This window comes from Sporosarcina sp. FSL K6-6792 (assembly GCF_038004885.1).
Classification (GTDB): Bacteria; Bacillota; Bacilli; order Bacillales_A; family Planococcaceae; genus Sporosarcina; species Sporosarcina psychrophila.
In genome coordinates this window covers 4,388,656-4,403,534 of sequence record NZ_JBBOSA010000001.1, presented here as the reverse complement: position 1 = coordinate 4,403,534, position 14,879 = coordinate 4,388,656, and the positions used below count along the sequence as shown (strand labels likewise).

The following is a 14,879-nucleotide window of genomic DNA, read 5'->3' as shown; positions in this document are numbered from 1 at the left end:
TGTCCCTGCCTTTCTTAACCTACTAGTTCTACAATCTTTTTAGCACCGTCTGCCATCGTATCAGCAGCGATGATGTTCAAACCTGATTCATTCAAAAGTGCTTTACCTAAGTCGACGTTTGTACCTTCCAAACGAACAACAAGTGGTACTTGTAGACCTACTTCTTTAGATGCAGCAATAACACCTTCAGCAATAACGTCACACTTCATAATACCACCGAAAATGTTGACGAAAATCCCTTTGACATTTGAGTCAGAAAGGATGATTTTGAACGCTTCTGTAACTTTTTCAGCCGTTGCACTACCACCAACGTCAAGGAAGTTAGCAGGTGAACCACCGAAGTAGTTAATCGTATCCATTGTAGCCATTGCAAGACCTGCACCGTTAACCATACAACCAACGTTTCCGTCAAGAGAAATATAGCTTAGGTCAAATTTTGAAGCTTCGATTTCTTTTGGATCTTCTTCATCATAGTCGCGAAGTGCTTGGATATCTTTATGACGGTATAGTGCACTGTCGTCAAAGTTGAATTTCGCGTCAAGAGCAAGTACATCGTCACCAGCTGTTACAACTAGTGGGTTAATTTCAACAATAGATGCGTCTTTTTCTACGAACACTTGGTAAAGTCCAAGCATGAATTTCGCTGCTTTGTTTACAAGGTGCGTAGGGATGTTCATGTTATATGCCATGCGGCGTGCTTGGAATCCAGTCAAACCAACAACTGGGTCGATGACTTCTTTGAAAATCTTTTCAGGTGTTGCTTCCGCAACTTCCTCGATGTCCATTCCGCCTTCTTCAGAACCCATAAGTGTTACACGGTCTGTTGCACTGTCAAGGACAAGTCCAAGATAGTATTCTTTTTTGATATCAGAACCTTCTTCGATAAGAAGACGTTTGATCTCTTTACCTTCTGGGCCTGTTTGGTGAGTCACAAGTGTCTTACCAATCAATTCTTTAGCATAAGCACGAACTTCATCAAGATTTTTTGCAATCTTAACGCCGCCCGCTTTCCCACGTCCACCCGCGTGGATTTGTGCTTTAACTACGATAATGTCTGTACCTAGTTCCTTTGCAGCTTTTACTGCTTCCTCAGGAGAGAAAGCAACAAGACCGTTAGAAACTGCTACACCATATTCTCTTAGTAGCTGTTTGCCTTGATATTCATGGATATTCATCTTACATCCTCCATTCGTACTTCTAAGCTATTTAATTTACTGCCTTATCCATTGTAGTAAACATGTCAAACAATGTCCACAATTGAATTCCAAATGTAGAAATTTGTCGAATCTATTTCAAACTTTCATTTTTCGTTTTGCTCCATGTTCGCGGTCAATCTGATAAATGTAGGCAAATACTTCGGATACCGCTTTGTACAATTCTTCTGGAATTGATTCGTTAACGTTTAGTTGCCCTAAAATTTCAACGAGGCTCGGATCTTCCTGAATGGGAATATTATTCGCCTTTGCTTTTTCCAATATATTTTCGGCGATTTTCCCTTTCCCTTTCGCAACTACTTTTGGAGCACCTGCCGAAAACGGTTCATACGAAAGGGCGACCGCCTCTTTTCGAGTATGACGTTCTTCTGTCATATGCGGAAGTCAACTCCTTGCCCATCAATTTTCATTGTTTTCTTCTGTTTCTGCGTGTTTTTTTCTTCCTCGATAAAATTCTTGAAAAATACCCCTGACAATTTATAGCCCGTCGACTCGAGTCCCACTTTCAATCTCTCCTGAAGAGGCCCTCCTCCAATCGACTTAAGCGTCTCATCTGCATTAAAGACGGTCACCATTACGACCCTATTCTGGACTTGCATATCGATAATCGTCTTGTTAATAGAGTCGAGTTCGAGATAAAAAAGAATTCGTGCATATTCAGCATCTATTTTTCCATCTTTTTGCATTTGTCCATTCCACTGCAATGTCGCATCGATACGCTTGCCAAAAAACTCAAGTGGAACTTGCATAATCAGTTGATGTTGCACACCGTTTTCCCCCGACTGGAGTAACTGCCCATTCATCCTCGTGACGACTGTTTCTGCAGCATCACGGAGAGCCGCCGAGACAGATGGATCATGCATCAGAGCCAGTAGCTGCGGTTTCAACATTTCCGCAAGACGTCCAAAATCAGGTTCTTTTCCGAGTAACCCCGCCTCATAATTGAGCCCAAATGAACGTATGACCGTTTGTAGCGCATCTTTCAACGCTTTTCCATCAATCATCGAAGCAACAGCGACTTCTGCTGCCTGCACCGTTTTCTGGATAGCTGGGTTATCAGATCGTTCCGCCGTTTGCAGTAGTACCGCTAACTTCTCAGTCCCTTGCTGACCGAGTAGAGTGAGTAATTGTTCTTTATGCCCCTCCGCTAAGGTACTAGTTTGGAAAGGGGTTGCAGCTGCATTTTCTGCCGTTATCCGCGTATATGCCTGACTGAATTCCTGGACAAACTTCGTTGGCGATTGTGCAATTGGCTGTGCATTTACGGCACGATCAATCATTGCCGTGAGCACCGTTTTCTGCTGTGCATTTGTCCCCGGATCGGATGAAATTAACGTTTTCAAGTTTTCCAACGGGACTTTCTGTTGAGCTGGCGGAGATTCTCCAATCTGCTTGAGCATTGTCAGCACCTGCTGCACAATCGGTGTTGACGCTAAAGGCGCTTGAGGCTGAATGGCAGCCTGTCTATTCATAGTTGTGACGGGAACGTCCTGCGGTCCTGCCAGGACTGATTGCGATGCAGTTAAGGCATTACTTGGTCGTGCAACGCCTTCTCCTGAAATCAATGAAGCGAGCACTTGCGGTAGGTTCGCAAGAGATGTCCGTTCCGGTAAAATACCTGCACTTTTCAACATTTGCAGGGTAGCAAAACGGTCTTCTCCAGGCGCGGAACGATCCAATAACGTGAGGATGGATTGACCTAGTAGCGCTCCTCCTGTCACCTGGGCAAACGGCTTGGCCATCTTCTCTAGCGCAGATAAAATCGCATCTTTGACCTGCGACGTAACCGTGTTATCCAGGGCCAACGCATTTCGCAACGAAGTCAAAACACTATGCAACCCTTCTTTTGTTTCGACTCCTAAAAGTGACCGAAAGATATTCTCAGTAAGTGGCAATTTCAGCTCAATCATCTTCTGAAGTGACGCGAGTGCTTCATTGCGCGCGGCTGGTGGTACACCTTTTAATAACGTTTCCGCCTCCAGCAAACTATCCCGCGTCATCGGAATTTTATTCTTCATGACGAACGCCAACAATGCTTGCATTTCTGGCGTCTTTGGCAATTGCATTGCATCCATTAATCCGCCGAGTTGGCGCGCCTGCCCCTCTGTAGCTTGAAGGGGTCCTGAAATGATCTTCAGCTGCAATTCTGGCTTAACTGCATTTACTTGAAAGTAGTAGGAGTCACCCGCTCTCATCGGAATTTCCAATTTAGCGAATACCTTTTGTCCACCAATTTGGACTTCAGCCATTTGGCCGGGAAAAAGCTGCTTAATCTGCCCATGTACCATTTGACCTTCATTCAAGACAAGCGGCCTACTTGGGACTGCGCCCGCCGCCTGACTTGCCGATACTGCCGCAGCAGGAAAATTCATCGGTTCTTCCTCCCTCCGTCCAACATTGATTTAACAGGTTCAAAAGTTGTACGGTGATGTTCACACGGTCCATGTGTTTGAAGCGCTAGAACATGTTCCCCAGTCCCATATCCCGCGTTTTTCTTGAAATTATACATAGGAAAGTCGTTATGTAAATTATCCATAATGGCATCTCTCGTTGTTTTTGCAATAATCGATGCAGCCGCCACAGCTAAACTCAACGCATCACCTTTAATGACTGATTCTGTAGGACAATTTACAGCGAGTTTCATGGCATCCACGATTACGAAATCAGGATTTACAGTAAGTCCCTCTACCGCCTGTTCCATCGAATCCCTTGTTGCGGCGTAAATATTCATGTCATCAATCATATGGGCTGATTGGATATGCGCTGAATAAGCGATAGCGACGCTTTTTATCTGTTCCGCAAGCCGTTCTCGTTCTGCCTTTGATATAGCCTTTGAATCATCCAGTCCAATAAGTTCCGGCGTTTCGCGTGGCAGAATAACCGCTGCGGTAACCACAGGACCCGCTAACGGTCCTCTCCCCGCCTCATCTACCCCAGCGATCAACGCACCTTCAAACGGCGCATACGACCTATCAAACGCTTCTTTCAGCATATGATTGTGTTCTATGGCTTTCCGCTTTTCATACTGGCGCTTCCAACGACTAAGTGCATTTTGCACGCCGGTTCTTGAATCCTGCGCAAGCACTTCCATCCAAGACTCCGGTTCTTTAACATGTGTCAGCCGTTCCGTAATTTCCTTTATCGTTTTCAATCTGATCACTCTCCAGTAACAGTCGACTTATCAATCCATCTATTTATTAGTATATCGGCTATCTTTGTCACTTTTCGACTCCCATAAAAGAAAAGGCCGATTGCCGCGGAATTAATTCCGTGCCGGCATCGGCCTAGTCATTTTGTGATTGTTGTGCTGTGAAGTCGAATGTCAGTTTACCAAGGTATTCGTTACGAATATCACGGACAACCAACTCCGCCACTTTGTCATAATCGACTTCTCCACCGACAGCATACACTTTACGAAGTGAACCAATCTTTTCAAAAATCGGAAGGATTTCGTCGCCGATGGTTGTTAATCCATATCTGTCTGTCAGCCTAGCTGGATAATTTGTCTCTAGGAAACGAAGGCCATACACTGCCAAGTCTTCCATATTTACAATTTTATCCTTAATAGCGCCTGTCAGTGCAAGCTTAAAGCCAACTTCTTTATCCTCGAATTTTGGCCACAGAATACCTGGCGTATCTAAAAGTTCAAGCTCTTTTTCATATTTAATCCACTGTTGAGCTTTTGTAACGCCAGGCGTATTACCTGTTTTCGCAATATTTTTCTTGGCAAGTCTGTTAATAAGTGTCGATTTTCCAACGTTCGGAATCCCCACTATCATCGCACGCATGGCGCCCGGACGAATGCCCCTTGAACGCATTCTTTCCAACTTCGGCTCCAAAATCTCTTTCGCAGCTTTTATTACAGTCTGAAGCCCTCTACCTTCAAATGAATTGATGGCAACTGCACGCATTCCTTGCGCTTCAAAATAACGAATCCAGCGTGCTGTTTCCGTTTCATCCGCAAGGTCCATCTTGTTCAGTATGAGAAGTCTTGGTTTTTGATGAATGACTTCGTCAATCATCGGATTTCTAGAAGATAGCGGAAGCCTAGCATCGATTAATTCAAAAACGATGTCAACAAGCTTCAGTTTTTCGGTTACTTCTCGGCGAGCTTTCGCCATATGTCCGGGAAACCATTGAATTGTCATGTTGTTAGTTCCTCCCGTCAGTTAATAATTCCAAAATCTTTAATCGGCCAGAAAACGACTTTTGTACTACCAATGATTTCATCGATGGCAACAGCTCCAATATGTCTGGAGTCTTTACTCTTTCTTCTGTTATCCCCCATGACAAACACATGATCTGCCGGGACTGTCGTGCTTTGGATTTTCTCTTCAAGTGTGAAATCTTCAGTCAGCGGACTGTCTGCCACTTCCGATTTGTATTGATCGAGATAAGGCTCTTCGAACGGTTTTCCATTGACGTATAAAACGTCATCCCGGTATTCTACTTCGTCGCCAGGAAGTCCAATTACCCTTTTTATGTAATCTTTCTCTTCAGGTGCATGAAACACAACGACATCAAACCGTTTTGGTTCTCCAATTGTATAACCAATTTTATTAACAATCATTCGATCGCCATTCTCAAGTGTCGGCATCATCGAAACACCATCGACAACGATCGGCGTAAAGAGGAAAACTCGGATGATTGCTGCAAGGCCGAATGCGATTAAAAGCGCCTTGACCCATTCCCATGTTTCGTTTTTCTTCTTCTTTTCATCATTCATTGGCAAGGCCTCCTGCTTACTACTGTTCTTATTGTACAGTCTATTTATTTTTGAGGCAAAAAGAAAGGAGGCCGTTTGTGGGCCTCCTGCATTTTTTATCGAAGTTCTTTGATACGTGCAGCTTTTCCGCGCAGACTGCGAAGGTAGTACAATTTCGCACGACGTACTTTACCACGACGAATTACTTCAAGTAGTGTGATTTTTGGTGTGTGTACAGGGAATGTACGCTCAACACCTACACCGTTGGAGATTTTACGAACCGTGAATGATTCACTGATTCCGCCTCCACGACGTGATATAACAATTCCTTCAAATAGCTGAATACGCTCGCGCGTTCCCTCTACGATTTTTACGTGCAAACGAACTGTATCTCCTGCACGGAAAGCTGGGTGATCAGAACGAAGCTGATCTTTTGTGATTGCTGCAATAATTTGTTGCATAGTTAATCTCTCCCTATCCTCAGGTGCTCTTACACTTCTTGCCTTTGCAGCGGAACATCTGTCAGTATGTACTTACATAGAAGCACATAGTAGATAGTACCACAAATCACAAGTCGTTGCAAGGTCATCTACTTATTTATTTTCTCGCTTTAATTGATGAAGGAACTTGCGTTGATGCTCAGTAAGTGGTGCATCTTTCAGCAAATCTTTTCTGCGTTCGAACGTCCGGAGCAATGACTGCTGTTCACGCCATTTATCGATTTCTGCATGATTGCCGGATAACAATACATCCGGTACTTCCATCCCATTAAAATTAGATGGGCGTGTGTATTGTGGATGTTCAAGCAATCCTGTCGAAAATGAATCGAGCACTGGTGAATCAGCATTGCCAAGGACATTCGGTAACAGCCGGACAACACTGTCAATCACAGCCATTGCAGCGATTTCTCCACCCGTTAGGACGAAGTCACCAATGGATAACTCGTCCGTGACCAGATACTGGCGTATCCGCTCGTCATAGCCCTCATAATGGCCGCATATGAACACGACATGTTCTTCAGCAGAAAGCTCTTCCGCTTTCTTCTGTGTAAATGTTTCTCCCTGAGGACACATCAGAATGACACGTGGTGGTTTTTCAAGCCCTTCAGATATAGCTTCGACTGCTGCAAAGAGCGGTTCAGGTTTAAGAACCATACCCGCGCCTCCGCCATAAGGATAATCGTCAACTTTACGATGCTTGCTTGTAGAATAATCACGAAAATCGGTGACACCAAATGTGACTGCACCGTTCGCCTGCGCCTTTTTCATGATCGAGGAATGAAGAACACCTTCGAACATTTCCGGAAACAGTGAAAGGACATCGATTTTCATCATGAAAGAAGTCCTTCCATCGGATCAATGATGATTTTCTTGCCAGCTATATCGACTTCTTTAACGATGTCTTCGATATAAGGAATGTAGTGAGGCTTGCCTTTTTCAGGCGTTACCGTCCACACATCATTCGCACCGGTTTCAAGAATTTCAGTCACTTCACCTAGTTCGATACCTTCAGTCGTGAACACTGTACAACCAACGATTTCGTGGTAGTAGAATTCGTTTTCGTCCAAATCGCCAAGTTGGTTTTCCGGTATCATGAAAATACCGTTGCGATACTTTTCAACATCGTTAAGATTTGGATGATTTTCAAATGTTAACAAGTCAAAGGTCTTGTGCTGACGATGACTTGCTACAGTTAAGTAAATAGGTGTCTTGCTGTCCGGCATGAACAAGGCAAGCTTGTTTCCGACCGTATAGCGTTCTTCCGGGAAATGAGTACGCGAGATAACGCGGACTTCTCCACGGATACCGTGCGTATTAACAATTGTACCAACGTTAAACCATTGCATAAAAATCACACCTTCCTTTATTTTAAATAATAATAACTTAACAATCAGCATTCATGTGTTCAACTTAAATAGACAAAAAAGGAAGGAACATAGGCTCCCTCCTTTTTTGTATCAATCTATAATATCGATATAAACCTTCTTGCCGTGGTGACTGCCTGCTGCTGAATAAACAATGGTGCGTATCGCTTTCGCAACACGTCCCTGCTTTCCGATAACTTTTCCCATATCTTCGGGATTTACGGATAGTTTATAGATAACACGATTATCATGTTCATCCATTGCAATCCGAACATCCTCTGGATAATCGACTAACGGTTTAACGATTGTCTCAATCAGCTGCTTCATGTACACCCCTCCTGATTACTTACCGAGTTTAGCGTTATGGTATTTTTCCATGATGCCTTTGTCGGAAAACAGGTTACGGACAGTATCAGATGGTTTCGCACCCTCTTGAAGCCATTTAAGAGCTAGCTCTTCATTGATTTTTACTTCAGCTGGTTTTGTAAGCGGGTTGTAAGTACCAACCGTTTCGATTTGACGACCATCACGTGGTGAACGTGAATCTGCTACTACAATACGATAGAAAGGAGTTTTCTTTGCTCCCATACGTTTAAGACGAATTTTTACTGACATTTTTACTTGCACCTCCGAATAGTTTCACACAAGATAGTATATTATCAAGCTTTCTGTTGTTTGTAAAGTGTTTTTTCTTAACACCTTGAATTTCTTTCGAAAATCCGGGATTTTATTTAAAAAACGAATCCAATCCAGGCATTTTCATCTTCTTTTTACCTTTTTGTTGCATGCCGGTCATTTGTTTGACCATTTTTTTCATGTCTTCGAATTGCTTTAATAGCCGATTGACATCTTGAATGGTTGTTCCTGACCCTTTTGCAATTCGCTTGCGACGATTTGCATTGATGATCTCAGGTGTATTGCGCTCCGCCGTAGTCATCGATTGGATGACCGCTTCAACGCGTCCCATTTGGCCTTCGTCAACTTTAGCATTTTCGAGACCTTTGATTTTATTGGCACCGGGCATCATTTTCAAAATTTCGTCGAGTGGCCCCATCTTCTTGACTTGCTGAAGCTGATCAAGGAAGTCATCGAGCGTAAATGATTGCGTCCGGAACTTCTCTTCAAGTTCCTTCGACTTCTCTTCATCGACATTCTCCTGTGCTTTTTCAATAAGAGACATGACATCGCCCATACCAAGAATTCGGGATGCCATACGTTCCGGATGAAACGGTTCCAGTGCATCCATCTTCTCGCCCATACCGACAAACTTAATCGGTTTGTCGGTAACAGCTCGGATAGAAAGCGCCGCTCCGCCTCGAGTATCCCCGTCAAGTTTAGTCAGGATAACGCCTGTTATTCCGACAGTATCATCGAAACTTTTAGCGACATTTACAGCATCCTGCCCAGTCATTGCATCAACGACAAGGAATACTTCGTCCGGTGTACTAAGGTCCCGAATATCCTTCAGTTCCTGCATCAGTACTTCGTCAACATGTAGCCTTCCAGCTGTATCAATGATCACGACATCATGATGTTCTTTCTCCGCCTCTGCAAGCGCCTGGCGTACAATTTCAACAGGTGAAATGTCAGTTCCCAGTGCGAACACAGGCATTGTTAACTGCTTACCGAGTGTTTCCAACTGCTGAATCGCAGCCGGTCTGTAAACGTCTGCCGCGACAAGTAGCGGCTTTTTATTGTGCCGTTTGCGAAGTACGCTTGCCAGTTTCCCCGTGGTTGTCGTTTTACCCGCACCTTGCAGACCGACCATCATAATGACAGTAGGTGATTTTCGTGCAAACTGGATTGGGTTCTGCTCGCCGCCCATCAGATTCGTTAGTTCATCTTTAACAATTTTAACAACCTGTTGACCGGGAGTTAGACTCTTCATGACGTCATGTCCGACTGCACGTTCACTTACTGTTTTGACAAACTCTTTGACAACTTTCAAGTTAACATCGGCTTCAATAAGCGCAAAACGTACTTCACGCATCATTTCCTTGACATCAGCTTCGTCAATCTTACCTTTGCCCCTAATTTTCTGTAGCGTCCCTTGCAGGCGCTGGGCTAATCCTTCAAATGCCATGCACAGAGCCTCCTACTCATGATTTCTTAACGCACTTAACAATTCTTTGATTGTTTCCGATTTTTTATCTGTATCGGTTATGAGCTGCTCAAGATAATCTACAATTTCTGCTCGCTTCTGGAATTCTGAAAATAAATTCAACTTCATTTCATAATCTTCGAGCATCGCTTCCGTCCGGCGAACATTGTCATAGACAGCCTGACGCGATACGCCGTATTCACCAGCAATCTCACCGAGTGAAAGATCTTCTAAATAGTAAAGTTGCATATAAAGTCTTTGTTTATCAGTCAAAAGTGACTGATAAAAATCAAAGAGGAAGTTAATGCGTGTCGTTTTTGCAAGCGTCATACGCTTTGCCTCCCCGCTATGTTCTTCCTAAGTCATCATAGTATGACAACCTCGTACTGTCAAGCCATTTTACTTGTCTGTGTGAAAAAGCGCAAACGCCTAGACATTATCTTCTTGTTCAAGTCCATCCGCAAATAGGCCGTAGACATATTTTTCTGGATCAAACGGTTGTAGATCATCCACACCTTCACCGAGTCCAACAAATTTAACTGGGATATTTAACTTTTTCCTAATAGCAAGTACGATGCCGCCTTTTGCTGTGCCATCAAGCTTCGTCAAGACGATACCTGTAACATTCGTCGCTTCTTTGAATGTCTCCGCTTGGATCAATGCGTTTTGCCCCGTTGTTGCATCGAGCGCTAAGAGTACTTCATGCGGTGCACCTTCTACTTCTTTACTGATAACCCGGTGCACTTTTTGAAGTTCATTCATCAGATTCACTTTATTTTGAAGCCTTCCCGCGGTATCACAAATAAGAACGTCCACTTTGCGGTTTTTTGCAGCACGGATTGCGTCGTACATGACTGCAGCAGGGTCAGACCCTTCCGATTGACGGATTACTTCTACTCCAGCACGTTCACCCCAGACGACTAGTTGATCGATAGCACCAGCACGGAATGTGTCGCCGGCCGCAAGCATAACCGTCTTGCCTTCTGCCATAAGTCGCGCTGCCAACTTCCCAATTGTCGTCGTTTTTCCAACGCCATTAACGCCTACCATTAAGATAACAGTTAGACCGTCTTCTTGAATACGCAGTTCGTTGTCGAGTTCTTCGCCAGCTTGGTAGATTTCAACCAGTTTTTCAGAAATAACTGATTGAATGCCCGCTGTATCTTTAATATTTTTTCGCTGTACTTCAACTTTAAGTAAATCGATAAGCTCCATGACTGTTTCAAAACCGACATCGGCCTGTAACAGTAGCTCTTCCAATTCCTCAAAGAATTCTTCGTCAATTACTCTGAAACGCGCAACAAGATCATTCACTTTGGATGTGAACTGATCTCGCGTTTTTGATAAACCATCTTTAAATTTCTCTGTTACTGCTTCGTTTGTACCCGTGATTTTTTCCTTGAGTTTCTTAAAAAAAGACAATTATAGTCACTCCTTTACATGATTGCTTCTTCCGGCACCTCGGAAATTTTAACCGAAATAACCCTGGACACGCCTGATTCCTGCATCGTGATTCCATAGAGCACATCCGCACCTTCCATCGTACCCTTCCGATGTGTAATTACGATGAATTGTGTCTTCTCCGAAAACTTCTTCAGGTATTTACTGTAGCGTATGACATTCGCTTCGTCGAGCGCGGCTTCGACTTCATCAAGAATACAAAAAGGTACTGGTCGTACTTCGATGATTGAAAATAACAACGAAATCGCAGTTAACGCACGTTCTCCACCTGATAAAAGGCTTAAACTTTGCAGCTTTTTCCCTGGCGGACGTGCGACAATTTCCACACCAGTTTCAAGTAAATTGTCAGGTTGCGTAAGTATCAAATCCGCCTCACCGCCCCCAAACATTTCCTTAAACACATGTCGGAAGCGGTTCTGGACAGCATTGAATGTCGTCAAAAAACGCGTTGTCATTTCAGCGTCCATCTCACTCATCGCTTCGTGAAGTGTCGTTTTCGCTTCTAATAAATCATTACGCTGTTCATCCAAAAAGAGATGACGTTCAGATACTTCTTCAAACTCCACAATAGCTCCGGGATTAACGGGTCCCAAAACTGCCAGTTGACGTTTTAAAGATTCAACTTTTTCTCTGGTCTTCACTTCATCAAAATCGTCCGCAATAATTCCATCCGCAAACAATCCATATTCAGTTAGAAGCTGCTGAGTGACCGCTTCATATTTCACTTCGAGACGTGATAGCACGATAGAGACCGCATTCAATGCAGAGATTGTTTCTCCCGTACTAGCTCGAAGTTTTTGAAGCGTTGCACTTTTCTCTTCAAGTAAATTTGCAAGCTTTGTGCGGATTTCCCTGTCTGTCATAATCGATTTCTCGATTAATTTCTTGTCAGCAGATGCCCTTTCAATCTCCATTGCGATTTGTTCCGCGCTCAACTCTCCACCATTTTCATTACCAGTGAAATACTGCATTTCATCACGCAAGGCAGTCAATTTTACTTTGGCTTGAGCAGAAGCATCTTCCATTTCGTCGATTGTCACTTGCAGATGTGCTTTCTGTTCACGCAAAACAGCTATGCACTCTCGAAGCTCATTGTATCGACTTGTTAATGTAGCCTCTTCGTTCCTCCGATTAGTAGCTAGACGTTCAAGCGACTCCACTTTGGATTGAATTGCTTCTAGCTCACTTTTCACGCGTTTATGATTTTGATGTAATGCTGCTTTCTTTTCTAACAATTCCGATCCAGTATTCTCGACACCGCGTCTTCCCATCTCAGTCGATGCTATCTCTGATTCCACCGACTTAATGGCGATGTCAGTTTCACGAATGCCAGATTCCGCTGCCGCAATTTCAATTTGCAGACTGTCCGTTAGTTTACGTAACTGATCCACTTCGTATATCTGCTTGGCAACGCCCATTTTAGTGTCGCCTATTTTCTTAGTAGCGGACTCAATTGAATCAGCCATACGAGTTAGTTGCAGCTGTAACGTTTCGAGTTCAGCTTTTCTTGTGAAGACGGATGCCTGTCCTTTGACTCCACCACCTGTAAGTGAACCACCAGCATTCACAACATCCCCGTCAAGCGTCACGACACGGAAACGATAGCCGAGTATCCCCGCAATGGCCGATGCCCCTACGAGCGTTTTTGCGACAATCGTATTACCAAGTAAGTTTTCAGTGATAAGTGCATATGTAGCATCAGTCTGTACAAGACGATCGGCAGTTCCGATGTATTCGGGATGCTGTTCAACCGAGCGCAATGCTGCTGGTTGAATTTTCCGGGATTTCATCACATCTCTTGGAAGGAATGTTGCCCGTCCAGCGTTCTTCGCTTTTAAGTAGCCGATTGCTTTTCTCGCTTCCGGTTCAGTTGCCGTCACGATATGTTGCATCGCACCGCCAAGCGCTGTTTCCACCGCTTTTATATACTCTTTTTCAACGGAAATAAGTTCTGCGACTGCACCGTCAATTCCGGCTAGTTTTCCTGACTTTTTCGCAACAAGAATCTCTTTTACACCTGAATAGAAACCTGAGAAATCCGCTTCCATACTTTCAAGTGCACGAACCCTACCATGCATTTCATGTTGCTTGTTAAGTGCCTTTTGCATGAGTTCCTGCTGTGAAGAAAGTTCGTCCTCAGTCTTACGCAACGCCTTTGACAATTCACGATAGGCCGAATCCGATTCCTTCAATTTCCGTTTCAAGACAGTCAACGAATTCGCTTTCACAGATTTTTCCTGTGTAAGTTTTTCATAGCGTTCCTGCAAAATAGATGTCTGAAGTATAATTTTTTCGGATGAAGACTGCTCCCCTTGAAGACGCTCTTCCGCGTGCTTCAAGTCGTTGCGGATTGTCGCTTCCTCGTTCAACCTGTCAATATAAGCTGATTTCAATTCATCTATTTCTTTTTCCGTCTCTTTGACAGAGCGTTTCAGTATGTGAGAAATACCATCCATCTCAACTTTTGTTTTTTCGTATTCTATTTCTGACAGTTGCTGCTTTTCACGGGCCGCACCAAGTTTTTCTGAAAGTGTTGCCAACTCAGTTTCGGTATTAGCAAGTTCAAATCGAGACCTTTCAATTAACTGGTCAGCATTGCGACGTTTTTCAAGTGATAAAAGACGTCTTCCTTCCCACTTTTCTGTCTCTGCACTTGTGACTACAAGTTTTTTTTGTAACGCATCCAATTGTTCGTCCATTTTCGCAAGTTCTTTCTTCGCAAATTCGGACGCTTCTTCAGCTTTCCTTGATTCAGCCTCAAGTAAAATCTTCTTCTCCTGAAACTTTTCGGCTTCTTGCGATCTTTTCAAAATTTCATTGCGGAGATTTCCCGCATCAAAGGTCAGCAGAGACACATCCGCTTCACGCGTCTCTTCCGAAAGCACTTTATGTTTTTTAGCAGCTTCTGCACTATTCCGCAACGGCTCAATTCTCGATTCAAGCTCTTTTAAAATATCAAGCACACGGTCAAGATTGTCTTCCGTCTCAAATAATTTGTGCTCCGCTTTCTTTTTCCTCGTTCTGTACTTCAGAACTCCCGCCGCTTCGTCAAAAATGCTTCGTCTGTCTTCAGGGCGGCTATTTAAAATTTCATCTACGCGCCCTTGAGAAATCATTGAAAATGCTTCTTTCCCAAGTCCAGAATCCATGAACACATCATTGATATCTTTCAGCCGGCACTGTTGCCCGTTTAATAGATAAGCGCTCTCCCCTGATCGGAAAACGCGCCTGCTGACACTTACTTCCGTATAGTCGAGTGGAAAAAGACCTTTACTATTATCAAGAATAAGCGTCACCTCTGCAAAATTAAGTGATTTACGTGAATCACTCCCCGCAAAGATGACATCTTCCATTTTAGAACCTCGGAGCGATTTCGCCGACTGTTCGCCAAGAACCCAACGAATAGCATCTGTAATATTACTTTTTCCACTTCCATTTGGACCAACTACAGCTGTAACACCAGGGACAAAATCAATCGCAATCCGTTCAGCGAATGATTTGAATCCCATAATTTCAAGTCTTTTCAAAAACACG

Annotated in this window: 15 protein-coding genes; all 15 read right to left on the bottom strand. The window is 43.8% G+C overall.

Going from position 1 to position 14,879, the window contains the following annotated elements; translation table 11 throughout:
* Window positions 1-14: 14 nt before the first annotated feature.
* The 15 genes from sucC to smc all read right to left on the bottom strand — a co-directional run bounded on the left by sucC (window position 15) and on the right by smc (window position 14,878).
* Window positions 15-1,175 (bottom strand): ADP-forming succinate--CoA ligase subunit beta, encoded by a 1,161-nt coding sequence (gene sucC, locus MKZ26_RS21095; protein ID WP_187045414.1) that lies wholly within the window; start codon window positions 1,173-1,175, stop codon window positions 15-17.
* Between the two features lie 117 nt (window positions 1,176-1,292).
* A complete protein-coding gene (locus MKZ26_RS21090) occupies window positions 1,293-1,589 on the bottom strand; it encodes an EscU/YscU/HrcU family type III secretion system export apparatus switch protein (RefSeq protein ID WP_067211281.1) in 297 nt (98 codons plus the stop codon).
* The gene (locus MKZ26_RS21085) at window positions 1,586-3,586 is read right to left on the bottom strand and encodes a hypothetical protein (protein WP_340767438.1); all 2,001 of its coding nucleotides are present in this window, start codon (window positions 3,584-3,586) and stop codon (window positions 1,586-1,588) included. Before MKZ26_RS21085 ends, MKZ26_RS21090 begins: the two co-directional genes overlap by 4 nt.
* Entirely contained in the window at window positions 3,583-4,374 is a 792-nt protein-coding gene (locus tag MKZ26_RS21080; RefSeq protein WP_338655850.1) for a ribonuclease HII, read from the bottom strand. Before MKZ26_RS21080 ends, MKZ26_RS21085 begins: the two co-directional genes overlap by 4 nt.
* Window positions 4,375-4,498: 124 nt before the next feature.
* Window positions 4,499-5,362, bottom strand: coding sequence for a ribosome biogenesis GTPase YlqF (gene ylqF, locus MKZ26_RS21075; protein WP_340767437.1), 864 nt, complete (start codon window positions 5,360-5,362; stop codon window positions 4,499-4,501).
* 17 nt (window positions 5,363-5,379) lie between these two features.
* Window positions 5,380-5,940, bottom strand: a complete 561-nt coding sequence (gene lepB, locus MKZ26_RS21070; RefSeq protein WP_067211292.1) for a signal peptidase I — start codon at window positions 5,938-5,940, stop codon at window positions 5,380-5,382.
* A gap of 95 nt (window positions 5,941-6,035) precedes the next feature.
* The gene (gene rplS, locus MKZ26_RS21065) at window positions 6,036-6,380 is read right to left on the bottom strand and encodes a 50S ribosomal protein L19 (protein ID WP_067211295.1); all 345 of its coding nucleotides are present in this window, start codon (window positions 6,378-6,380) and stop codon (window positions 6,036-6,038) included.
* A gap of 132 nt (window positions 6,381-6,512) precedes the next feature.
* A complete protein-coding gene (gene trmD / locus MKZ26_RS21060; RefSeq protein WP_340767708.1) occupies window positions 6,513-7,250 on the bottom strand; it encodes a tRNA (guanosine(37)-N1)-methyltransferase TrmD in 738 nt (245 codons plus the stop codon).
* Window positions 7,250-7,765 carry a ribosome maturation factor RimM gene (gene rimM, locus MKZ26_RS21055; protein WP_067214014.1) on the bottom strand — a complete coding sequence of 172 codons (516 nt, stop codon included), beginning with the start codon at window positions 7,763-7,765 and terminating at the stop codon, window positions 7,250-7,252. The genes trmD and rimM overlap by 1 nt, the downstream gene beginning before the upstream one ends.
* A 111-nt stretch (window positions 7,766-7,876) precedes the next feature.
* Window positions 7,877-8,110, bottom strand: a complete 234-nt coding sequence (locus tag MKZ26_RS21050) for a KH domain-containing protein (RefSeq protein WP_067211298.1) — start codon at window positions 8,108-8,110, stop codon at window positions 7,877-7,879.
* 15 nt (window positions 8,111-8,125) lie between these two features.
* Window positions 8,126-8,398 carry a 30S ribosomal protein S16 gene (gene rpsP / locus MKZ26_RS21045; RefSeq protein WP_067211301.1) on the bottom strand — a complete coding sequence of 91 codons (273 nt, stop codon included), beginning with the start codon at window positions 8,396-8,398 and terminating at the stop codon, window positions 8,126-8,128.
* A gap of 112 nt (window positions 8,399-8,510) precedes the next feature.
* Window positions 8,511-9,866 carry a signal recognition particle protein gene (ffh, locus tag MKZ26_RS21040; protein WP_340740418.1) on the bottom strand — a complete coding sequence of 452 codons (1,356 nt, stop codon included), beginning with the start codon at window positions 9,864-9,866 and terminating at the stop codon, window positions 8,511-8,513.
* Window positions 9,867-9,878: 12 nt separating this feature from the next.
* Complete coding sequence (locus MKZ26_RS21035; protein ID WP_067211307.1) at window positions 9,879-10,214, bottom strand: putative DNA-binding protein; 336 nt, start codon at window positions 10,212-10,214, stop codon at window positions 9,879-9,881.
* A gap of 99 nt (window positions 10,215-10,313) precedes the next feature.
* Window positions 10,314-11,306: a signal recognition particle-docking protein FtsY gene (gene ftsY / locus MKZ26_RS21030; RefSeq protein WP_067211310.1), complete on the bottom strand. Its 993-nt coding sequence runs from the start codon at window positions 11,304-11,306 to the stop codon at window positions 10,314-10,316.
* A 14-nt stretch (window positions 11,307-11,320) separates the two neighbouring features.
* The gene (gene smc, locus MKZ26_RS21025; RefSeq protein WP_340767436.1) at window positions 11,321-14,878 is read right to left on the bottom strand and encodes a chromosome segregation protein SMC; all 3,558 of its coding nucleotides are present in this window, start codon (window positions 14,876-14,878) and stop codon (window positions 11,321-11,323) included.
* Between the last annotated feature and the right edge of the window lies 1 nt (window position 14,879).